Raw genomic sequence first — 20,923 nt, 5'->3', positions numbered from 1 at the left:
GTGACGCTCCGCGACTACACTCCGGAGGGGTCTGTGTCCTACAACTGCGCGGCGACACAAAGGGGTTCGGCACGAGACGTCGCAAACCGGGGGTATTTTCGAGCGGTTGGGCAGGCGGCCGATTGACGAAAATGCGGCCCGCCGACGGCGTATTGGAGACCGCGGACGAGAGGGCACCACGAGCCGATGAAACAATCCGGCGGTGGGAACGTCAGAGGGTCACCCGGAACCGGAATGGGACATCCGCCCCGCGCGGCCGGCGGATGTCGAGGCGATAGCGGAACTGCGGGCGGTGGTGATGCGCCCGGACCTGGAGCGGCTGGGCCGCTACGACGAGCAGCGGGTCAGGCAGCGCCTGCGGGACGGTTTCTCCCCGCGGCACACGTCGATCATCACGTCGTCCGGCACCTTCGCGGGCAGCGTCACCCTGCGCCCGTCCGACAGCGGCCACTGGCTGGAGCACTTCTACCTCGCCCCGGCGCTCCAGGGCCGGGGCCTGGGGTCGGCGATCCTACAAACCCTGCTGACCAGGACGGACACCTCCGGCGACCTCGTCCGGCTGAACGTCCTCGTGGGCAGCCCGGCCCGCCGGCTCTACGAGCGCCACGGCTTCACGGTGGAGACGCAGGACGCGATCGACGTCTTCATGCTGCGCCGACCGGGGGCCGACCGGAGGGGCGAAGCGACCAGGAAGCACGCCTGAGGGGCAGGCAGGACAGGCCCGGGGCGCGAACGACTTGTGGCGCTGACGGGTCCCCCTCTCCGCCTCAGCCCGCTGCCCCGGGCACGGCGCACGCTTCGGCGATGGCCATGGTGTCCCAGTAGAACGGGCGGACCTCGGTGATCCGTCCGTCCTTCACGGTGATCGTCTGCAGGATGGGGAAGGCGAGTTCACGACCGGTCGCACGAGCCCGCGCACGGACCCGGGTCAGCACGACGGCCGTCTCCCCGGTGGCCAGGAACTCCTGCTCCACCATGTCGAACGCCTCCCACACCTCCCCCATCCTCCGAAAGAACCGGGCCAGTCCGTCGTGCCCCCGCCAGGTGCCGCCGTAGGGCAGGGCGGCTGCCTGACGCACCTCCACATCCGCCGCGAAGAAGGGCGCGAGCAGCGCGAACGAGGCCTCGCCGGGGCCTTGGTCCGCGAGGTACTCCGCTTCCGCCGCGTACATGCCGGTGAGGACCGCCGTCGAGTCGGTGGTGGGCTGTGTCGTCATGCCTTCAGCCTGATCACCGTGGGGGAAAGGTGCTGGCGGGTAACGGACGACGTGCTGCGCTGCGCGCCGTCCGCGGCGCGCCCTAGGTCCATGGCCCCATCGCCCTCCGCTCCGAGCCCGATGTCCGGCGAGGGCCGGCGTGGAAGAGTTCCCGGTATCGCCACGTGAAGGGACCGTCATGTCGTACCCAGAACCCCGCTACCTCGGTGAGAACGGGGAGATCAACGCCGTCTTCAGGTCCGCCGGCACCCCGCCCGACATCGTCTCCCCGGGCGGCACCGCCACTCACTACCTCGCCGGTCACACCACGACCGGGGGCGAGTTCGGGCTGTACAAGGTGGACATGGGGCCGAAGGCGCCGGGGGCGAAGACGCACTTTCACCGGACCATCTCCGAGTCCTTCTACGTGCTGTCCGGCGAGATCCGGCTCTATGACGGCAAGAGCTGGGTGACCGGGCGGCAGGGGGACTTCCTGTATGTGCCCGTGGGCGGGCTGCACGCCTTCCGGAATGACAGCGACGACCCGGTGTCCATGCTGATGCTGTTCTCCCCGGGCGCCCCGCGCGAGGAGTACTTCGAGCGGGTCGCGGAGTTCGCGCAGCGCGGCGGCGAGGAACTGCGGGAGTTCCAGGTACGGCACGACAGTTACTTCGTGCAGACACCCGATGTTCCGGAGAACCTGGGGTAATCCCCCTGCGATAGAGGGCAGTTACCCGGATGTGGCCTTTTCCCCCGGTCGGTCACGCTGCTGGACATGAAGAGGATCACGAAATTCGCGGCGCTGGTCGCCGCCGCCGGTGCGGTGCTCGGGTTTGCCGGGCCCGGTGGGGCGTCCGCCGCCGGACCCGGCCCTCTTGACTGGGGCGAGTGCAGCGGCCCCGGTCTCGACCCCAGACAGCAGTGCGCCACCCTCGACGTCCCGATGGACTACTCCGACCCGGACAGCCCGAAGATCCGGATCGCCGTCTCCCGGATCCCCAGTGAGAAACCGTCCGCCCGGCGGGGCGCCCTGCTGCTCATCCCGGGCGGCCCCGGCGGGGACAGTCTCACCGACCCCTCAGGCAAGGGGCAGAAGCTGCCGCAGAGCGTGCGGAACGCCTACGACCTCGTCGGGTTCGCGCCGCGCGGCATGGCACCGTCCACCGCCGTCGACTGCGCACTCGACCCCGCCGACATCAGCATGACGAAGCGCCTGCCCTGGCCCGCCCCGGACGGTTCCGTCGACGAGAACATGGCCACCGCCCGGCGTACGGCCGAAGCCTGTGCCCGCAACGGCGGTGAGCTGATCCGGCACATCAGCACCGCCAACGAGGCCCGCGACCTGGACCGTCTGCGGGCCGCCCTCGGCGAGGAGAAGATCTCCGCGTGGGGCGTCTCGTACGGCACCTACGTCGGGGCCGTCTACAGCCAGCTGTTCCCGCACCGCACCGACCGCATCGTGCTGGACAGCAACAACAACCCCGACCACACGCGCGTGACCCGCAACTGGCTCGCCGCCTTCGAGGTCGGTGTCGAGGACAACTTCCCCGAGTTCGCCAGGTGGGCCTCCCGCCCCGGCAATCCGTACCGGGTCGCCCGTACGCCCGCAGAAGTACGGTCCGGCTTCCTGCGGCTCGCCGCCCGGCTGGACCGCGAGCCCCTCCCCTGGCCCGGCGCCAACCCCCCGCGGCTGGACGGCAACGCGCTGCGTCAGACCATGCTGTCCAGCCTCTACGACCCCGACGACTACCCGACCCTGGCCAAGGCCATCCGGGCCGCCCGCGAGGGCACCGTGCCGCCCGCGCCCGAGGCCCCGCCCGAGTCGGTCCTGCAGAACGTGGCCGCGGTCGGCGTCGGCACCATCTGCAACGACGTCGACTGGCCCGACTCGGCCGCCGCGTATCAGAAGGATGTCGCGGAGAGCCGGGCCGCCCACCCGCTGACCGCGGGCATGCCGCGCGGGCCGATGGTGTGCGCGGCCTGGCCGTACGCGCCGAGGGAGCCGGCCGTGCGGATCACCGACCGCGGCCCCTCCACCATCCTGCTCGTGCAGAACCGGCGGGACGTCGCCACTCCGCTCGCCGGAGCCCTGAAGCTGCGCCGGGCCCTCGGCGACCGGGCCGTCATGGTCACCGTGAACTCCACCGGCCATGACGCCTATCTGGCGAACGGCAACGCCTGTGGCGACCGGGCCGTCTCCCGTTTCCTGGCCACCGGCGAACGGCCGGCCTCCGACCTCTCCTGCGGCTGAGAGGTGCGGTGGCCCGCCGCCCCGTATCGGCGGGCCACCGCGCGGAACGCCTCCTTCGGCTCCCAGTGCCAGCCGGAGGCGGGGTCGTCCGGGCGGTCCCTGATCACCTTGGTGAGGGCGTACGACGCCATGTCGAGGTCGAGGCGGGGCGCGTCCGGGCGGTGCGGGGCGTCCGCGCTGATGAACTCGAAGGCCATCGCCGCGTACAGGCCCATCGACGCGAAGACGTCCAGCAACCCGCCCACGTAGTCGGCCTGGACACGCTCACTGCGGACCGGGTTCCCCTTGATCTCCGGCGGGTTCTTGGCGTAGTCGACGATGTCCCAGCCCATGCCGCCGGTCTCCGGCGCACCGACGTACGCGCAGGTGCCGAACTCGGTGATGGCGAGCGGCTTGCCCCACTTCAGGTACTGCCGGAGCTCCCGGACGTGGTCGGCGGGGGTGTCGAAGTGCGCGTAGTAGTCGATGCCGACGATGTCGAAGAGGTTCCAGTCCGGGGCGTCGATGCTCTGGGCCGCCGCATAGCCGATGTTCCCCCGGAAGACGGACCGGCCGACCTTCGCCGCCCGTACCGTGAAATCGGCGAGGCGCCGCCGCGTCTGCGGCCAGTCGACCGTGCCGTTCCGGAGGTTCTCGATGCGCTCCAGCACCGTCTCGCCCGGCAGGATGCCGGGAACGAACAGCCAGAACTCGCAGCCGACACTGAAGTCGACACTCGCGCCCTGCCTCCGCAGCCGCTCCGCGAACCGGCCGGTCTCGGCGATGTGCTCCAGGATGTCCCGCTGCGGCGCGTCCCCGAGGGTGGGCTGCAGCCAGACGTGCAGCCCGCGTTCGGCGGCCTCGGCGGCGGTCTTCGTGAGGCGTTCGACGCCGTCGCCGGTGACGTCGACGGTGTCGGCGTGCAGGTCGTCCCGGATGGCCCGGATGTCGTGCCGCATCCGCCGGGCACTCCACGCGGTCCCCGGAGTCTCCCCCGCCCCGACCGTGTAGACGACGCCCCGTCTGCGCAGCCCCCGGCCCGGTCGTGCCTGCGCCGCCCGGGCCTGCCCGGCCGGTCCCGCCACCCCGGCGGCCCCCACCGCCGCGGCCCCGGCCAGGAACTGCGCCCGGCTGATCCCCTTCGCCTGCCTGGTCCCCTTGGTCTCTGCCATGCGGCCCACTGTGCCGAGCGCGGCACCGGCTCTGCTGTCGGCCGTCGGTCTACGGCCGTGCGACCAAGGTATGAGGCGCCGTGCCGAAGGAGAGGCTCATCCCTCCCCGAACCGGCGCACGTACCGCCGCTGCCAGGGCGTTTCCACGGCATGCCGGTCGTAGTGCCGGCGGACGTACGCCACCGCCTCCTCCCCCGGCACCCCGTCCAGCACCGCCAGGCAGGCCAGCGCCGTTCCCGTGCGGCCGCGCCCTCCGCCGCAGGCGATCTCCACCCGCTCCCCGGCGGCCCGCTCCCGTACGGCGGCCAGCTGCGTGCGGGCCGCCGCCGGGTCCGACGGGATGCGGAAGTCGGGCCAGCGGATCCAGCCCGACTCCCATGGGACCTCCGGCGGCTGCCGGCCGAGCAGGTAGACGCCGTAGGAGGGAAGGGGCGCGGTGGGGTCCAAGGGGTGGCGCAGGCCCCGGCCCCGGACCAGCAGGCCGGAGGGCAACCTCAGGACGCCCGTGTCACTCTCGCTCCACAGCTCGCTCACGCCCTCATCATGCTCCGCGTTCGCTTGCCGGGGGGCGGAATCAGCCCACCCCTCGCGATTGCTGCCCCGCCCGCGCCTCGATCCCCCGGAAGTGCACCGCCATCGCCCGCTGCGCCCCCTCCACATCGCGGGCCCGCAGCGCCGTGACGATGTCGCGGTGGCGGCGGGCCGTGATCTCGGGGGGCGGGTCGCCGGGCAGGCCGCGGGCCCCGGACACCCGGCGGAAGACCGTCCAGAACGCGGCGAGGAGCTGCGGGACGAGGTCGTTGCCCAGGGACGCGTACAGCACCTCGTGGAACTCGCGGTCGAGTTCGGGGAAGGAGCGGCCCGTGCCCCGGGCGGACTCCATGCGGGCCACCACGTCCTCCAGCCGGTCCAGTTCCGCCTCGGTGGCGGTCGTGGCGACCCGGCGGATCAGGCCCTCCTCCAGCACCTCGCGCACCTGGAGGATCTCGGCGAGGGCGGCGGTGTCGTCGTCGTGGCGGGCCAGGGCGCGGAAGGTCAGGCCGTCGACGAGCGGGGTGAGGGAGGCCCGGCCGACGTAGGTGCCGTAGCCGTGTCTCACCTCGACGATGTCGAGGGCCTGGAGGGCCTTGAGCGCCTCGCGGACGGAGTTGCGGCTGACGCCGAGGTCCTCCATCAGTGCGGCCTCGGTGGGCAGCGGTGCCCCGGCGGTGAGTCTGCGGTCGAGGATGAGCTGGACGACCTGGCGCTGTATCCGGCTGGTCCTGGGCTCCTCGGACATGCGCCGCATCGTACGCGCCCCGGACGTCCCACGTCCCACCTCTGGCGGTACCCGGTGCCGGACCTACCCTGATGGCACCTCAACTCACCACGCGTACGGCGTCATTGGTCCGACCTCTGACGGATACGCCATTCGTGTGCGACCCCTTGACCGCCCCCGAACCCCCTCCTATGGTCGCGCTGACCGCAGGACGTAGGACGTCGTATCTCCTCTGCCCGTCCCTTCCCCCCAGACCTCGCTGGAGGACCCGTGCGCGACGAGACCCCCGACGTGCCGGCGCTGCACCGCCGGTCGTTCCTGAAGCACACCGGCGCCCTGGGCGCGGCCGCCGCCGTCTCCGCGTCGCTGTCGGCCTGTTCGTCCGGGCCGGAGTCCACCAACGACACCGGTACGGGCAGTGGCCGGGACCGGACCCTCACCGCGGTGATCGGCTACGGCAACGACGGCAGCTGGGACCCCACCCAGACGGCGTCCGCGTTCTGCATGGCCGCCAACAACCACGTCTACGAGGGCCTGCTGGACACGGATCCGATCTCCCGTGAGCCGTACGCGGCCCTGGCGACCGAGGTGCCGAAGGACCCGGACAGCACGTCGTGGACGTTCACGCTGCGGGCGGGTGCGACGTTCCACGACGGCAAGCCGGTCACCGCCGACGACGTGGTCTTCGTCTTCCAGCGGATCCTCGACCCGGACACCCAGACCCTCGCCAAGGGCTTCTTCGCGAGCTGGCTGAAGGAGGTCCGGAAGATCGACGCGCAGAACGTGGAGCTGGTGCTGAAGTTCCCGTTCCCGGACGGGCTTTCGCGGCTGACGCTCGCGAAGATCATGCCGAAGCACGTGTTCTCCCGGCCGGGCGCCTGGGACGACGCCATCAAGGGCAAGGCGATCGGCTCGGGGCCGTACCGGCAGACCGCGCACCACCCGAAGTCGAACACGACCTTCGAGGCGTTCGACGGCTACAACGGCCCGCGCAAGCCCGCCTTCCGGAAGATGAACTGGCTGACCATCGTGGACGCGGCCCCCCGGGTCGCGAAGATCTCGGGTTCCCGTGCCGGCGCGCAGATCGCGGACAACATCCCGTACGCCAACATCGGCCGATTGGAGAGCGGCGGGATGACGGTGGCCGGCGGAGCCGGGATGAACAACCTGTTCCTGATGTTCAACACCAGGCACAAGCCGTTCGACGACGTGCGGGTGCGCCAGGCCCTGCACTACGCCATCGACACCGAGGAGATGGTCGAGGTCGCGCTCAAGGGCCACGGCAAGCCGTCCAGTTCCTTCCTCGACGAGGCCAACCCGTCCTACCGCCGGGCGAAGACGGTCTACGACCACGACCCGGACAGGGCGAAGGCGCTGCTGAAGGAGGCCGGGGTCAAGGGGCTGAGCATCGAGATCCTGGCCGTGAACGTCAGCTGGATCGCCGACTGCCTGCCGACCGTCAAGGCGTCCTGGGACGCGATCGGGGTGCGCACGACCCTGTCCCCGCAGGAGACCACGGCCGTGTTCACCAAGATGGACCAGAAGCAGGACTACCAGGTCGTCGCCGCCGCCTCGAACCCCAACCAGTTCGGCCTCGACGCCGACCTGATCATGCACTACAACTACGGGCCCGAGAACCTCTGGATGCAGTACACCCGCTGGGCCGCCGACCCCGTCGCCAGACAGCTCTTCAAGGACATGGACCGGGCCACCCGGGAGCCCGACCCGGCGAAGAAGAAGGCGATCGTCCAGGACTACATCGACGTCGTCGCCGAACAGGCCGTGCTCTACCCGGTCGTCCACAACGAGCTGATGACCGCCTGGAACCCGGCGCGGCTCAGCGGGATAAGGGCGCAGCCGTACCCGGGCATCAACCTGCTCCAGGCCAAGTGGGCCTAGCGCCGTGACGGCCGTCCTGCGGATCCTGCTCCGTCGCGTCGCCCTGCTCGTGCCGCTGATGCTCGGGATCGTGCTGTTCGTGTTCCTGGTGATGCGGTTCTCGGACGTCGACCCGGCGTCCGCGTTCTTCCAGGGCGCCAACCCGACGCCGCGACAACTGCACGACTTCCGCGAGGAGCACGGCCTGCTGGATCCGCTGCCGGTGCGCTACGCGGACTTCGTCTCCGCCCTGCTCCACGGCGACCTGGGCACCAGCGCGCTGACCCGGGCACCGGTGATCGACCAGGTCACCACCGCGCTGCCGCTCACCCTCCAGCTGACGTTCCTCGGCCTGGGCATCGCGGTCGTGCTGTCCCTCGTGGGCGGGGTGACCGCGGCCATCTACCGGGACCGGCTGCCCGACCAGATCATCCGGGTCGTGTCGCTGACCGGGGTCGCCGCGCCCGGCTTCTGGCTGGCCCTGCTGATGATCCAGTACCTGGCGGTCGACCTGGGCTGGTTCCCGACCGGCGGCTACATCAACCCGGCCGACTCCTTCACCGGCTGGCTGAGGACCATGACCCTGCCGGCCCTGGCGCTGTCGCTGCCGGTGGCGGCGCAGCTGACCCGGATCGTGCGCACGGCCGTGGTGGAGGAGCTGGACAAGGACTATGTGCGCACGGCGATCGGGAGCGGCCTGCCGCCGCGGGTGGTCGTCGGGCGGAACGTGCTGCGCAACGCGCTCATCAACCCGCTCACCGTGCTCGGGCTGCGCGTGGGCTATCTGCTGGGCGGCGCGGTCGTCATCGAGACGATCTTCTCGCTGCCCGGCATGGGCAAGCTGATGATCGACGCCGTGAAGAACGGCGATCCGGCCGTCGTCCAGGGAGTCGTGCTGACGACGGCGGCCGGGTTCGTCGTCGTGAACCTCGTCATCGACGTCCTGTATCTGCTGGTCAACCCGCGACTGAGGGATGCGACCACATGATGACCCGCAAGAGTCTCACCGCGGAGCTGTCCCGCCCCGGCATCCGGCTGCGCGGCTGGCGCAGGCTGCCGCCGCTGTCGAAGATCGCCGTGTGCTTCCTGGCGGTCGTCGTCCTGATGGCGTTGCTCGCGCCGCTCCTCGCCCCGCACGACCCGCTCGACCAGCAGCCGCCGGCCGACGGCACCGGGCATCCGTCGGCCGGGCACTGGATGGGCCAGGACAGCCTCGGCCGGGACATCCTCAGCCGGCTGATGTACGGGGCGCGCTGGTCGCTGGCGATCGGGCTCGGCGCGACCGGGCTGGCGCTGGTGGCCGGTGCGCTGCTGGGGGCGGTCGCGGCGACCTCGCGCAAGGCGGTCGACGAGATGCTGATGCGCTGTCTGGACGTGGTGATGGCGTTCCCGGGCATCGCGCTGGCCGCCGTGCTGGTGGCGGTGTTCGGCGGCGGCATCACCGTGCTGATCTGCGCGATCGCGTTCCTGTTCACGCCGCCGGTGGCGCGGGTGGTGCGGGCGAACGTCCTCGACCAGTACGGCGAGGACTACGTGACGGCGGAACGGGTGATCGGCGCGCGGACCCCGCACATCGTGCTGCGGCACGTGGCGGTCAACTGCGCCGCGCCGGTGCTGGTGTTCTGCACGGTCCAGGTCGCCGAGGCGGTCGTGTTCGAGGCGTCGCTGTCGTTCATCGGGGCGGGCGTACGGCCGCCCGACCCGTCCTGGGGCAGTGTCATCGCGGACGGCAAGAACATGGTGCTGACCGGCGGCTGGTGGGCGACGGTGTTCCCCGGGCTGCTGATGCTGGTGACGGTGCTCTCGCTGAACATCCTGTCCGAGGGCGTGTCCGACGCGTGGGCGGTTCCGTCGGCGCGGGAGGTGGACGTACGCGAGAACGACGACCCCCTGGAGGCCCCGGAGCCGGGCAGCGGCGAGGTGCTGCCACTGCCGGGCCTCGCGGCAGCCGCGCAACGGCTGCGAGCGCGGGCCCGCCCCCTGCCCCAGGGGCGGCAACCGGTCCTCGCGGTCGAGAACCTCGCCGTCGGCTTCGGGGGCCGGCACGGCGGGGTGGACATCGTCGACGGCGTCAGCTTCGAGGTGCTCCCCGGTGAAGTCCTGGGCCTGGTCGGTGAGTCGGGCTGCGGCAAGTCGCTCACCGCACTGGCGATCATGGGACTCCAGCCGAAGGGGGCGCGGATCGGCGGCCAGGTCCGTTTCCACCAGCGGGACCTGCTCGCCGAGCCGATGCGGGTGCGCCGCAAGCTGCTCGGCCACGAGATGGCGATGATCTACCAGGACGCGCTGTCGTCCCTCAACCCCGCGATGACGATCCGCGCCCAGCTCAAACAGGTCGTACGCCGAGGCGGCCGCCGCACCCCCGCCGAACTCCTCACCCTGGTCGGCCTCGACCCCGACCGCACCCTGCGCAGCTATCCGCACGAACTCTCCGGCGGCCAGCGCCAGCGCGTCCTGATCGCCATGGCCCTGTCCCGCGACCCGAAACTGATCGTCGCCGACGAGCCGACGACCGCCCTCGACGTGACCGTGCAGGCGCAGGTCATGGAGCTGCTGCTGCGGCTGCGTGCGGAGCTGGGCTTCGCACTGATCCTCGTCTCGCACGACCTGGCGCTGGTCGCGGACGTCACCGACCGGGTGGTGGTGATGTACGGCGGGCAGATCGTGGAGACGGGCGTGACCGCCGACCTGGTGGAGGCCCCGGCGCACCACTACACCCGCGGACTGCTCGGCAGTGTGCTGTCGCTGGAGTCGGCGGCCGAGCGGATGACGCAGATCAAGGGCGTCGTGCCGTCCCCGGCGGACTTCCCGGCGGGCTGCCGCTTCGCCGACCGCTGCCCGCTCGCCACCGAGACCTGCCGTACGACACCCCCCGACCCGCTGGGCACGCCGACGCACACGGCGGCCTGCCACCATCCCGCGATCGACCTGGTCACCTCGGAGGTCGTGACATGAACGCCTTGTCGGAGGCCGTGACATGAACGCCCTGGTGGAGCTGTCCGGCACCCACGTCGTCCACAAGGCCCGCAGCGGCGGCCTCTTCACCCGGGACCGCGTGTACGCCCTGACCGGTGCCGACCTGGCGATCGCGCCCGGCGAGACCGTCGGCGTGGTGGGCGAGTCCGGCTGCGGGAAGTCGACGCTGGCGAAGGTCCTGGTCGGGGTGCAGCCGCCGACGCGGGGGACGGTGGCGTTCCGGGGCCGGGACCTGTGGGCGATGCCGGCCGCCGAGCGCCGCCGGGCCGTCGGCGGCAGCATCGGCATGATCTTCCAGGACCCGTCGACGGCCCTGAACCGCCGCCTGGCCGTCCGGCAGATCCTGCGGGACCCGCTGGACGTGCACGACCGCGGCACGAGGAGCGAGCGGGACGAGAGGGTACGCGAGTTGATGTCCCTCGTCGGCCTCCCCCGTGCCCTCGCCGGGGCCCTGCCGGCGCAGTTGTCGGGCGGGCAGCGCCAGCGCGTCGCGATCGCCCGGGCGCTGGCGCTGGACCCGGACCTGGTCGTGGCCGACGAGCCGACGAGCGCCCTGGACGTGTCGGTCCGCGCCCAGATCCTCAATCTGCTGCTGGACCTGAAGGAACGCCTGGGTCTGGCCCTGGTGTTCGTCTCGCACGACATCCAGACGGTACGGCGGATGAGCGACCGTGTGATCACCATGTACCTGGGCCGGATCGTGGAGGAGTCCCCGGCGGCCCTGGTCACCGACCGGTCCCGGCACCCGTACACCCGCGCCCTGTTCTCCGCCACGCCGGGCCTGCTCGACCCGGTCGACCCGATTCAGCTGGCCGGTCCGCTGCCGTCGGCGACCCGCCCGCCGAGCGGCTGCCCGTTCCGCACCCGCTGCTGGAAGGCGGACGGGGTGTGCGCGGACGAGATGCCGGGCTTCTCCGCCGCGTCGGCGCCCGCGCACCGCTTCCGCTGCCACCATCCTGTCCGGGAGGACGAGTCGACCCGCGACCTCGTCCTTCGACGCGACCCGATGGAGGCCCCATGACTCTCGCCCCGCTGACCGGTGTCATCCCGCCCGTCTGCACGCCCCTGACATCGGACGGCGAGGTGGACGTCCCGTCGCTGACCAGGCTTGTCGACCATCTGGTGGCCGGCGGGGTGCACGGCCTGTTCGTGCTCGGCTCGACCTCGGAGGCCGCGTATCTGCCGGACCGGCAGCGCCGGCTGGTCGTCGAGTCGGTCACGGCCCATGTGGGCGGGCAGCTCCCGGTGCTGGCCGGGGCGATCGACATGACGACGCCCCGGGTCCTGGACCATGTCGCGGCGGTGACGGCGGCGGGCGCGGACGCGGTCGTGGTCACCGCCCCGTTCTACGCCCGCACCCACCCCGCGGAGATCGCCCGCCACTACCGCGCGGTCGCCGCCGCGAGCCCGGTCCCGGTGATCGCCTACGACCTTCCCGTCGCCGTCCACACGAAGCTGCCGGCCGACGTGGTGCTGGAGCTGGCCGCCGACGGTGTGGTGGCCGGGCTCAAGGACTCCAGCGGCGATCTGGCGGCCTTCCGCCAGATCGTGACCGGTGTGCGGGAGCGCCGGGGCATCACGGGCTTCAGCGTGCTGACCGGCTCCGAGCTGATCGTCGACGCGGCCCTCGCGATCGGCGCGGACGGCACGGTGCCGGGCCTGGGCAACGTCGACCCGCACGGCTACGTCCGCCTGGACGGTCTGTGCCGTGCCGGGGACTGGGAGGGGGCCCGGACCGAACAGGAGCGGCTGTGCGCCCTGTTCGGCATGGTGACCGTCGGCGACCCGGCCCGGATGGGCCCGAACTCCTCGGCGATCGGCGCCTTCAAGACCGCGCTGCACCTGCGGGGCGTGATCGACTCCCCGGCGACGGCTCAGCCGCAGATCCCGCTGTCGCCGGACGAGGTGGAGCAGGTCGGGAAGTACCTCGCGGCGGCCGGTCTGCTCTAGCGGCCGGGCCGTGCCCGCGCGTCAGACGGTCCCCGGGGTCACCATCCCCGACTCGTAGGCGACGATGACCAGTTGCGCCCGGTCCCGGGCCGCCAGCTTGCCCATGATGCGGCTGACATGGGTCTTCGCGGTGAGCGGGCTGAGGCCCAACGCGTCGGCGATCTCCGTGTTGTTGAGGCCGCGGCCGACCAGCGCGAGCACCTCGCGCTCCCGGCCGGACAGGCACTCGGGTCCGCCCGTCTCCGGTGCCGAGGGGCTGCGCAGGAACCGCTCGATCAGCCGTGCCGTGGGCCCGGGCGACAGCAGGGCCTCGCCGGCCGCGACCGTGCGGATGGCGTCGAGGAGTTCGGCCGGCCGGGTGTCCTTGACCAGGAACCCGGAGGCCCCGGCGCGCAGGGCGTCCACGATGTTCTCGTCGGTGTCGTACGTGGTGAGGACGAGCACCCGTACGTCCGCGAGGTCCTCGTCGGCCGCGATGAGCCGGGTCGCCTCGATGCCGTCCAGGTCGGGCATGCGGATGTCCATCACCACGAGGTCGGGGCGGGCGCCGCGGGCCAGTTCGACGGCCTGCCGGCCGGTGGCGGCCTGGCCGACGACCTCCATGTCGCGGGCCGACTCCACGAGCATCGCGAACGCCTCCCGCACCAGCGTCCGGTCGTCCGCGAGCAGCACCCGTACGGTCATCCGGTCCTCTCCCCCGTCGTGGCCAGCGGCAGGACCGCGGTGACCTCGAACCCGCCCCCGGTGCGCGGTCCGGCGTCGAGTGTGCCACCGACGCTGCGGGCCCGCTCGCGCATCCCCACGAGTCCGAAGCCCGGGGTGCCGCCCGGGGCCGGTCCGGTGCCGTCGTCGCGGACCGACAGGTGCAGGGCACCGTCCCGCTCGTCGAGTTCGACGTGGACGGCCGGTCCGGGTCCCGCGTGCCGTACCGCGTTGGTCAGGGCCTCCTGCACGATCCGGTAGGCGGCGGCGCCGACGGCGGGCGGTGCCTGCGCTGTCCGTACCGTCTGCTCGACCCGGGCACCGGCCAGCCGCGCTGCCTGAGCCAGGTCGGGCAGCCCGTCGAGGCCGGGCAGCGGGCCGCGGACGTCCGGGGGCCGTGCTCGCGCAGCACCTCCAGGGTCGTACGGAGTTCGCCGCGGGCGCTGCGGCAGGTCTCGGCGATGTCGTCGAGGGCCTTGGCCACCGTCTCCCGGTGGAGCCGCTCCGGGTCGGCGGCCAGCACATGGGCGGCGACGGAGGTCTGCACGCCGATGAGGGTGATGCTGTGGGCGAGCAGGTCGTGCAGATCCCGGGCGATGCGCAGCCGCTCCTCGGCGACCCGCCGCCGGGCCTCCTCCTCCCGGGTGCGTTCGGCCCGTTCGGCGCGTTCCACGATGGAGGCGACGTACTGGCCGTAGACGCGCACGTCGACCCCGCAGAACAGCACGGCGACGACCCAGCCCGATATCCGGAGCACCTCCAGCGCCTGGTGCATGCCGACGGTGAGCATCACGCTGGCCGAGAGGCCGATGACTCCCGCGCCGACCAGGACGGTGCGCAGCGGACGGCCGGTCACCGCGACGGTGTACAGGGCGATGTACGTGGCCGGGGTCGGCGCGGAGTGGGTGTTGTCGAGGGCGTGGTACGGGGCGACGCACCTCCGGTCGGGTGTCTGGATCGGTCTCCGGACTCCCGCCGGTCGTGCGCCGGTTCGTCGGACGTGAGGTCGAGTCGAGGGGTACTGCGGCGGGCGGTCCGGGCCGCGCGTTACTCCCCGGGGAGTAACGCGGAGGCGGATCCTACGAGGGGGTGCGGGCCGCCGCCGCCATCAGGCGGGTCACGTCGTCGGAGCAGATCGTGAGCGCCGCGCCCACCGTCGCCAGCACATCCCGCTCGGCCGGGGTGTACGGCCCGTCCGCCAGGGCGATGCGGGCGCCCTGCAGCAGGATCGATTCGCGGCCGACGGTGGCGAGGTGCGGGGCGAGGGGGTCCAGAGCCTCGTGCAGCTCTATGGCCAGCCCCGCGCCGCAGGGTTCGCCGACGATCCGGCCGGTGTCGGCCTCCAGCGCCTCGACGAGGGCGGCCAGCTGCTCCTCTGTGCAGTCGTCGAAGCCGGCCGCGCGCACGGCGAGCACGGCGGACTCCAGGGCCGAACGGGACCCGGCGCCGCCCGCGGCGAGCACCGCGAGGGCGACCGTGTGCACGGCGTCGCGGAGCATCGCGGAGAAGCGGGTGGTGGTCGGATGGTCGAGGACGTCGGTGCCGAAGTGGCGGCGGCAGGCGGCGCACTCCACGACCGGGCCGGTCTCGCCGCGCGGCAGCACGGGCAGGCCGAGCAGGGTGAAGCGGCGTTGTCCCGTCAGCCGCTGGTAGTTGCGGTCGCCGCCGCAGCCGGGGCAGAAGAACTCCCCGTCACCGGCGGCCGTCCACGCGGTCCGGGTGCCCAGGACGCGAGAAAGCCTGGCGGCATGGCCGTTTCGTCCCCGTCCTGGCAGCACGTCGCACCTCCGTCACGCCGCACGGCAACGTCGCCGCGCTTGCGTGATGTTAGCCACATCAGAGACGAGGAGTCAGCACCCCGGAGGAGACCTTTCCGTGACCTCCACAGCAAATGGCCGGTATACGACGGGGCTCCACCCGCCGTACATCGGCGGACGGAGCCCCTGTGGCACCGGTGAGCGGCCTGCGGCCGCGAACCCGTACGGCTGGTCAGCGAGCCGCGCGGTTGACGGCCGAGACGACCGCCTTCAGCGAGGCCCGCGTCGTGTTGGCGTCGATCCCGATGCCCCACAGGACCTTGTCGTCGATGGCGCATTCGATGTAGGAGGCGGCCTGGGCGGAGGCGCCCTCGCTCATCGTGTGCTCCTGGTAGTCCAGCAGGCGTACGTCGATGCCGACGGACTGCAGGGCGTCGAAGAAGGCCGAGATCGGACCGTTGCCCGTACCGGTCAGAACGGTGTCCTGCCCGTCGACCGTGGCCTCCACCGTCAGGGTGTCCACGCCGTCGGTGTCGGTCGTCGACTGTCCGGTGCGGACCTGGATGCGGCCCCACGGGTTCTCGGGGTTCGGCAGGTACTCGTCCTGGAAGACCGCCCAGATGTCCTTCGGCGTGACCTCGCCGCCCTCGGCGTCGGTCTTGGCCTGGATGACCTTGGAGAACTCGACCTGCATACGGCGCGGCAGGTCCAGGCTGTGGTCGTTCTTCAGGACGTAGGCGATACCGCCCTTGCCGGACTGCGAGTTGACCCGGATGACCGCCTCGTAGGAGCGGCCGACGTCCTTGGGGTCGATCGGCAGGTAGGGGACGGCCCACTCGATGTCGTCGACGGTGACGCCCTTGGCGGCGGCGTCGGCCTCCATGGCGTCGAAGCCCTTCTTGATGGCGTCCTGGTGGGAGCCGGAGAAGGACGTGTAGACCAGGTCGCCCACGTACGGGTGGCGCGGGTGGACCTCCATCTGGTTGCAGTACTCCCACGTGCGACGGATCTCGTCGATGTCGGAGAAGTCGATCTGCGGGTCGACGCCCTGGGAGAACAGGTTCATGCCCAGGGTGACCAGGTCGACGTTGCCGGTGCGCTCGCCCTGCCCGAACAGGCAGCCCTCGACGCGGTCGGCGCCGGCCATCAGGGCCAGCTCGGCGGCGGCGACGGCGGTGCCGCGGTCGTTGTGGGGGTGGATCGACAGGCAGACGTGCTCGCGGCGGGAGAGGTTGCGGCCCATCCACTCGAAGCGGTCGGCGTGGGTGGAGGGCGTGGAGCGCTCCACGGTGGCCGGCAGGTTCAGGATGATCTCGCGGCCCGGGCCGGGCTGCCAGACGTCCATGACCGCCTCGCAGACCTCCAGCGCGAAGTCCAGCTCGGTGTCGGTGAAGATCTCGGGGCTGTACTGGTAGCCGAACTCGGTCTCGGGGCCCAGCAGCTTCTCGGCGTACTCGATGACCAGCCGGGTGCCGTCGACGGCGATCTGCTTGATGTCGTCCTTGGAGCCGCGGAAGACGACCCGGCGGAAGACCGGGGCCGTGGCGTTGTACAGGTGGACCGTGGCGCGCTTGGCGCCCTTCAGGGACTCCACCGTGCGCTCGATCAGGTCCTCGCGGGCCTGGGTCAGTACGGAGATGGTGACGTCGTCGGGGATGGCCCCGGGCTCTTCGATGATGGAGCGCACGAAGTCGAAGTCGGTCTGGCCGGAGGCCGGGAAGCCGACCTCGATCTCCTTGTAACCCATCTTCACCAGCAGGTCGAACATGGCGCGCTTGCGGGCGGGCGACATGGGGTCGATCAGGGCCTGGTTGCCGTCACGCAGGTCGGTGGAGAGCCAGCGGGGGGCGGTGGTGATGCGCTGCTCCGGCCAGGTGCGGTCCGGGATGTCGACCTGCTCGTAGCGGCCGTACTTGTGGATCGGCAGGGAACTGGGCTGCTGGCGGTTCGCCATGATGCTTAGGGCTCCTCAGAGGGTGTCCGGAAGGACGGCCGACGACGCAGCACCAAGCTCCGCGGGGAGGGAGTCGGCCTCGACTACAGGCCCTCGCCGCGGCAGCTAAGGAGAAGCAGCCCGAAACGCATGATGCGCAGCATGCTAGCCGAGCCTCTCCCGGCGCGTGGGGTCGTATCAGTATGCGGGACCCGGCGCACATTCGGGACAAAAAGTGCGCTACGCCACTTCTCCATAGCACTCACCACGGAGCGTGAAGGGCGTTGTCCCGGTATTTCACCAATCATGGTGGCGGCTAGTGACAGTTTCGTCACGCAGTGCAAGGGTGCCGGGCATGACGACTCACGGGGGCTTCGAGCCCGTCTTCTGCACCATCGTTCCGCCTCATGTCCTCGACAAGCTCGCCCAGGCCGAGGACTCCTCGCTCGCCGGTCCCGCCCGCCGCACCCTGCAGCGCGACGCCTTCGAACGCACCCAGCGCCGCCTCACCACGGTCATCGGCGCGAGTGCCGTCGCCGCGGTCGCCGACGGCAAGCCGCAGCGCACGATCCACGACGCCCGGCACGGCACCGACCTGCCCGGCCACAAGGTCCGCGGCGAGGGCGACAAGCCCGGCAAGGACGCCACCGTCAACCGCGCCTACGCCGGTCTCGGCGCGACCTTCGAGCTGTTCCTCCAGGCCTACCGGCGCGACTCGATCGACGGGAACGGCCTCCCGCTGAACGCGACGGTGCACTACGACCGCGACTACAACAACGCGTTCTGGAACGGCGAGCAGATGGTCTTCGGCGACGGGGACGGCGAGATCTTCCTGGACTTCACCATCCCGATCGACGTCATCGGCCACGAACTCGCGCACGGCGTCACGCAGTACACGGCCAACCTCACCTACTTCGGCCAGCCCGGCGCGCTCAACGAGTCCCTGTCGGACGTCTTCGGCGCCCTGATCAAGCAGTACACGCTCGGCCAGACCGCCACCGAGGCCGACTGGCTGATCGGCGCGGGCCTGCTCGCCCCGCGCGTGACCGGCACGGCGCTGCGCTCCATGAAGGCGCCGGGCACGGCGTACGACGACGACGTCCTCGGCAAGGACCCGCAGCCGGCGACGATGGACGACTTCGTGCGCACCGGACGCGACAACGGCGGTGTCCACATCAACTCGGGCATCCCGAACCACGCCTTCTACCTCGCGGCCACGGCCCTCGGCGGCCACGCCTGGGAGCGGGCCGGACAGGTCTGGTACGACGTCCTCACGAGCGGTCGCCTGAAGCAGCAGGCGATGTTCGCCGACTTCGCCACGCTCACCGTGAAGGCCGCCCGGGAGCGCTTCGGCGACGGGGAGGAACTGGACGCCGTGTCGAAGGCCTGGGAGCAGGTCGGGGTGCGGACCCTGTAGTTCCGTACTAGACAGGTTCCATGCGTATTCAGGTGCGGCGCACGGGCGGGTTCGCGGGCATCGAGCGGCATGCCGAGGTGAACACCTCGGACCGGCCCGATGCCTCCGAGTGGCACGCCCTCGCGGAGCAGGCCGTGGCCGCCGGCCGGAGCACACCGCCGGTCGGGGTCCCGGACGGGTTCACCTACCAGCTCACCGTGGACGGGAAGACCGTGTACTGCGCGGATCCCCGGCTGACGGACGAGCAGCGGAAGCTGATCTCGCGGGTGCTGAAGGAAGGGGCGTGACGGGTCCACGTCACCGGCCGGGCAACAGCTCCTTTCCGCCCGGCCGTTGACTTCCGTTACCGCCGGTACGGATGATCCAGCGCATGGCGACTGACGCAGGCAATCCGATCCCCCGTTTCCCGGCCGGCTTCCTCTGGGGCGTCTCCACCTCGGCGCACCAGATCGAGGGCGCCGCGGACGAGCGCGAGCCGTCCGTCTGGGACGCCTTCACGGCCGAGCCGGGACGGGTGAAGGACGGCTCGACGGCGGCGGTGGCCTGCGACCACGTCCACCGTCACCGCGAGGACGTGGCCCTCCTGGCCGGTCTGGGCGTGAACGCCTACCGCTTCTCGATCTCCTGGCCGCGGGCGCGCTCCGAGAAGGGCCTGGACTTCTACGACCGGCTGGTCGACGACCTGTGCGCGGCGGGGGTCCGTCCCGTCCCGACACTGTTCCACTGGGACCTGCCCGCGGACCTCGACTGGCTGGAGCGGGACACGGCCGAACGCTTCGCCGAGCACGTGGCGCGGGTCGCGGACCGCCTCGGCGACCGTGTGACGAAGTGGATCACCCTGAACGAGCCCGCCGAGCACACCCTGCTGGGCCACGCCCTGGGCGTACACGCCCCGGGCCGGCAGCTGCTGTTCGACGCGCTGCCGGCCGCCCACCACCAGCTCCTCGCCCACGGCCTGGCCGTCCGGGCCCTGCGCGCCTCGGGCGCGTCGGACATCGGCATCGCCAATTCGCACGGCCCGACCTGGGCGGCGTCCACGGAGGCGCCGGACGTGGAGGCGGCGGACTTCTACGACCTGCTGCTGAACCGCCTGTTCGCGGACCCGCTGCTGCTGGGCCGCTACCCGGACGGCATCGGCGAACTGATGCCCGGGGACGTGGAAGCGGACCTGAAGGTGATCGCCGAGCCGCTCGACTGGTACGGGATCAACTACTACGCCCCGACCCGGGTGGGAGCCCCGCAGGGCGCGGAGATCGAGTTCGGCGGGATCACCATGCCCGCCGAACTGCCCTTCTCCGTCCGTGAGATCGGGGGCCACCCGGTCACGGACTTCGGCTGGCCCGTCGTCCCCGAAGGGCTCACCGAGCTCCTCACCACCTTCCGCGACCGCTACGGCGAGCGGCTCCCGCCCGTCGTCATCACCGAGAACGGCTGCTCCTACCCGGGCGTCGACGACCAGGACCGCATCGCCTACCTGGACGGCCACGTCCGGGCCCTGCACCGGGCGGTGGAGGCGGGCGTCGACGTGCGCGGCTACTTCGTGTGGTCCCTGCTCGACAACTTCGAGTGGGCGGAGGGCTATGCACGCCGCTTCGGCCTGGTCCACGTCGACTTCGACACCCAGGAGCGCACCCCCAAGGCGTCCTACCACTGGTACCGGGAGCTGCTGAGGGCGCAGGCGCCTACGGCTTGATGCCCACCCCGGTCCACAGGCTGACCTCGGCGTCCGTCGGGGCGTCGCCCCCGAGGGCGTTCGGGAAGTCACCAGACGCGATTCCTCCCGGGGCTGAAGCCCCGGGGTTCCTCGCGAGATTCCGCTGAAGTGTCAGGCAGATAGTTGCAGCGTGAACTGCTCTACGAGCATAGTTACTTGTGTGACCAGGGTTCCGGAAGCAGCAACTCCCCCAACCGGCCGGTCCGTTGTCCGCTCGCCCCTTCCTTGACTGCGCCCACCCCCCACGGAAGGCGATCGCCGTGTCCCCCCACACGACATCCACTCCCCGGTTCCTGGACGCGGTGCGCCCGGATCGCACCGACTGGCTGGAGCTGTCCCCACAGCGGACCAGCGTCAGAGTCGCCCGCCATGCCATGCGTGCGCGGCTGGCCTCGTGGCAGGTGCCCGAGGAGGTGTGCGCGAACGCCGTGCTGCTCGTGTCCGAGCTGGTCACCAACGCCGTGCTGCACACGCTCAGCGAGCGGGTCCTGTGCGGCGTCCAGCTGATGACGGACGCGCGCTTCCGGCTGGAGGTCCACGACGGCGACCTCACGGGCCGCGGCATCCCCGACCGCTGCCCCGGCCTCGACGACGAGGGAGGCCGCGGCCTGCTGCTCGTCCGGGAGATAGCCGACAGCTGGGGCATCACCCACTCGACCCTCACGGGCGGAAACGCGGTGTGGGCGAGCCTGCGGACGGCTTGATGACGTGCTGCGGGACGTCACGAGGCCAAGGCTCAC

The 20,923-nt window shown here is 71.5% G+C and carries 19 protein-coding genes and 1 pseudogene; 12 read left to right on the top strand and 8 right to left on the bottom strand.

Going from position 1 to position 20,923, the window contains the following annotated elements; genetic code table 11:
• Positions 1 to 241: 241 nt before the first annotated feature.
• Positions 242 to 703: a GNAT family N-acetyltransferase gene (locus IE153_RS07800; RefSeq protein ID WP_189589262.1), complete on the top strand. Its 462-nt coding sequence runs from the start codon at positions 242 to 244 to the stop codon at positions 701 to 703.
• Between the two features lie 64 nt (positions 704 to 767).
• On the opposite strand, the gene IE153_RS07795 is transcribed toward IE153_RS07800, so the two are convergent.
• Positions 768 to 1,217, bottom strand: a complete 450-nt coding sequence (locus tag IE153_RS07795) for a nuclear transport factor 2 family protein (protein WP_189589003.1) — start codon at positions 1,215 to 1,217, stop codon at positions 768 to 770.
• 178 nt (positions 1,218 to 1,395) lie between these two features.
• Here IE153_RS07795 and IE153_RS07790 point away from each other — a divergent pair, with 178 nt between their 5' ends.
• Both IE153_RS07790 and IE153_RS07785 read left to right on the top strand, forming a co-directional pair.
• Positions 1,396 to 1,905 (top strand): cupin domain-containing protein, encoded by a 510-nt coding sequence (locus IE153_RS07790; protein ID WP_189589002.1) that lies wholly within the window; start codon positions 1,396 to 1,398, stop codon positions 1,903 to 1,905.
• A gap of 66 nt (positions 1,906 to 1,971) precedes the next feature.
• Positions 1,972 to 3,447 (top strand): alpha/beta hydrolase, encoded by a 1,476-nt coding sequence (locus IE153_RS07785; RefSeq protein ID WP_189589001.1) that lies wholly within the window; start codon positions 1,972 to 1,974, stop codon positions 3,445 to 3,447.
• On the opposite strand, the gene IE153_RS07780 is transcribed toward IE153_RS07785, so the two are convergent.
• From IE153_RS07780 to IE153_RS07770, 3 genes are all read right to left on the bottom strand, one after another.
• Entirely contained in the window at positions 3,354 to 4,598 is a 1,245-nt protein-coding gene (locus tag IE153_RS07780) for a glycoside hydrolase family 113 protein (protein WP_229828898.1), read from the bottom strand. The genes IE153_RS07785 and IE153_RS07780 overlap by 94 nt on opposite strands.
• Positions 4,599 to 4,694: 96 nt before the next feature.
• Positions 4,695 to 5,132 (bottom strand): protein-tyrosine phosphatase family protein, encoded by a 438-nt coding sequence (locus IE153_RS07775; RefSeq protein WP_189589000.1) that lies wholly within the window; start codon positions 5,130 to 5,132, stop codon positions 4,695 to 4,697.
• Positions 5,133 to 5,172: 40 nt separating this feature from the next.
• Positions 5,173 to 5,886, bottom strand: a complete 714-nt coding sequence (locus IE153_RS07770) for a FadR/GntR family transcriptional regulator (RefSeq protein ID WP_189588999.1) — start codon at positions 5,884 to 5,886, stop codon at positions 5,173 to 5,175.
• A 240-nt stretch (positions 5,887 to 6,126) separates the two neighbouring features.
• On the opposite strand from IE153_RS07770, the gene IE153_RS07765 reads away from it, so the two are divergent.
• Genes IE153_RS07765 through IE153_RS07745 form a run of 5 tightly spaced genes read left to right on the top strand, consistent with a single transcriptional unit; the run spans position 6,127 to position 12,660 of the window.
• Positions 6,127 to 7,755 (top strand): ABC transporter substrate-binding protein, encoded by a 1,629-nt coding sequence (locus IE153_RS07765; RefSeq protein WP_189588998.1) that lies wholly within the window; start codon positions 6,127 to 6,129, stop codon positions 7,753 to 7,755.
• A 4-nt stretch (positions 7,756 to 7,759) separates the two neighbouring features.
• Positions 7,760 to 8,722: an ABC transporter permease gene (locus tag IE153_RS07760; RefSeq protein ID WP_189588997.1), complete on the top strand. Its 963-nt coding sequence runs from the start codon at positions 7,760 to 7,762 to the stop codon at positions 8,720 to 8,722.
• Positions 8,719 to 10,689, top strand: a complete 1,971-nt coding sequence (locus tag IE153_RS07755) for a dipeptide/oligopeptide/nickel ABC transporter permease/ATP-binding protein (RefSeq protein ID WP_189588996.1) — start codon at positions 8,719 to 8,721, stop codon at positions 10,687 to 10,689. The genes IE153_RS07760 and IE153_RS07755 overlap by 4 nt, the downstream gene beginning before the upstream one ends.
• Positions 10,690 to 10,711: 22 nt before the next feature.
• Positions 10,712 to 11,731, top strand: a complete 1,020-nt coding sequence (locus IE153_RS07750) for an oligopeptide/dipeptide ABC transporter ATP-binding protein (RefSeq protein WP_189588995.1) — start codon at positions 10,712 to 10,714, stop codon at positions 11,729 to 11,731.
• Positions 11,728 to 12,660 (top strand): dihydrodipicolinate synthase family protein, encoded by a 933-nt coding sequence (locus IE153_RS07745; protein ID WP_189588994.1) that lies wholly within the window; start codon positions 11,728 to 11,730, stop codon positions 12,658 to 12,660. The genes IE153_RS07750 and IE153_RS07745 overlap by 4 nt, the downstream gene beginning before the upstream one ends.
• Before the next feature lie 21 nt (positions 12,661 to 12,681).
• Here IE153_RS07745 and IE153_RS07740 read toward each other — a convergent pair whose 3' ends face one another.
• The 4 genes and pseudogenes from IE153_RS07740 to leuA form a co-directional block, all read right to left on the bottom strand.
• Complete coding sequence (locus IE153_RS07740; protein ID WP_189588993.1) at positions 12,682 to 13,344, bottom strand: response regulator; 663 nt, start codon at positions 13,342 to 13,344, stop codon at positions 12,682 to 12,684.
• A pseudogene (locus IE153_RS07735) lies at positions 13,341 to 14,296 on the bottom strand (sensor histidine kinase); the annotation flags it as partial. The pseudogene IE153_RS07735 and the gene IE153_RS07740, both read right to left, overlap by 4 nt.
• A gap of 145 nt (positions 14,297 to 14,441) precedes the next feature.
• Positions 14,442 to 15,140, bottom strand: a complete 699-nt coding sequence (locus tag IE153_RS07730; RefSeq protein WP_189588992.1) for a tellurite resistance TerB family protein — start codon at positions 15,138 to 15,140, stop codon at positions 14,442 to 14,444.
• 211 nt (positions 15,141 to 15,351) lie between these two features.
• Entirely contained in the window at positions 15,352 to 17,073 is a 1,722-nt protein-coding gene (leuA, locus tag IE153_RS07725) for a 2-isopropylmalate synthase (protein WP_189588991.1), read from the bottom strand.
• Positions 17,074 to 17,407: 334 nt separating this feature from the next.
• Between leuA and IE153_RS07720 the strand changes: the two genes are divergently transcribed.
• From IE153_RS07720 to IE153_RS07705, 4 genes are all read left to right on the top strand, one after another.
• Positions 17,408 to 18,469, top strand: a complete 1,062-nt coding sequence (locus IE153_RS07720; RefSeq protein ID WP_189588990.1) for a M4 family metallopeptidase — start codon at positions 17,408 to 17,410, stop codon at positions 18,467 to 18,469.
• A 20-nt stretch (positions 18,470 to 18,489) separates the two neighbouring features.
• Entirely contained in the window at positions 18,490 to 18,756 is a 267-nt protein-coding gene (locus IE153_RS07715) for a protealysin inhibitor emfourin (RefSeq protein WP_189588989.1), read from the top strand.
• Positions 18,757 to 18,827: 71 nt separating this feature from the next.
• A complete protein-coding gene (locus tag IE153_RS07710) occupies positions 18,828 to 20,162 on the top strand; it encodes a GH1 family beta-glucosidase (RefSeq protein WP_189588988.1) in 1,335 nt (444 codons plus the stop codon).
• 281 nt (positions 20,163 to 20,443) lie between these two features.
• Positions 20,444 to 20,887, top strand: a complete 444-nt coding sequence (locus tag IE153_RS07705; protein WP_189588987.1) for an ATP-binding protein — start codon at positions 20,444 to 20,446, stop codon at positions 20,885 to 20,887.
• The last annotated feature ends 36 nt before the right edge of the window (positions 20,888 to 20,923 follow it).

The sequence above is a fragment of the Streptomyces massasporeus genome, assembly GCF_014648995.1.
Taxonomy (GTDB): domain Bacteria; phylum Actinomycetota; class Actinomycetes; order Streptomycetales; family Streptomycetaceae; genus Streptomyces; species Streptomyces massasporeus.
This window is presented reverse-complemented; position numbering and strand designations above follow the sequence as displayed.

Excerpts from the sequence above, each read along its gene's own strand:
- IE153_RS07755 (WP_189588996.1), top strand. The coding sequence starts at position 8,719 with ATGATGACCCGCAAGAGTCTCACCGCGGAGCTGTCCCGCCCCGGCATC.
- IE153_RS07770 (WP_189588999.1), bottom strand. The coding sequence starts at position 5,886 with ATGCGGCGCATGTCCGAGGAGCCCAGGACCAGCCGGATACAGCGCCAG.
- IE153_RS07745 (WP_189588994.1), top strand. The coding sequence starts at position 11,728 with ATGACTCTCGCCCCGCTGACCGGTGTCATCCCGCCCGTCTGCACGCCC.
- IE153_RS07780 (WP_229828898.1), bottom strand. The coding sequence starts at position 4,598 with ATGGCAGAGACCAAGGGGACCAGGCAGGCGAAGGGGATCAGCCGGGCG.
- IE153_RS07720 (WP_189588990.1), top strand. The coding sequence starts at position 17,408 with ATGACGACTCACGGGGGCTTCGAGCCCGTCTTCTGCACCATCGTTCCG.
- IE153_RS07710 (WP_189588988.1), top strand. The coding sequence starts at position 18,828 with ATGATCCAGCGCATGGCGACTGACGCAGGCAATCCGATCCCCCGTTTC.
- IE153_RS07715 (WP_189588989.1), top strand. The coding sequence starts at position 18,490 with ATGCGTATTCAGGTGCGGCGCACGGGCGGGTTCGCGGGCATCGAGCGG.
- IE153_RS07790 (WP_189589002.1), top strand. The coding sequence starts at position 1,396 with ATGTCGTACCCAGAACCCCGCTACCTCGGTGAGAACGGGGAGATCAAC.
- IE153_RS07750 (WP_189588995.1), top strand. The coding sequence starts at position 10,712 with ATGAACGCCCTGGTGGAGCTGTCCGGCACCCACGTCGTCCACAAGGCC.
- IE153_RS07785 (WP_189589001.1), top strand. The coding sequence starts at position 1,972 with ATGAAGAGGATCACGAAATTCGCGGCGCTGGTCGCCGCCGCCGGTGCG.
- IE153_RS07795 (WP_189589003.1), bottom strand. The coding sequence starts at position 1,217 with ATGACGACACAGCCCACCACCGACTCGACGGCGGTCCTCACCGGCATG.
- IE153_RS07740 (WP_189588993.1), bottom strand. The coding sequence starts at position 13,344 with ATGACCGTACGGGTGCTGCTCGCGGACGACCGGACGCTGGTGCGGGAG.
- leuA (WP_189588991.1), bottom strand. The coding sequence starts at position 17,073 with ATGGCGAACCGCCAGCAGCCCAGTTCCCTGCCGATCCACAAGTACGGC.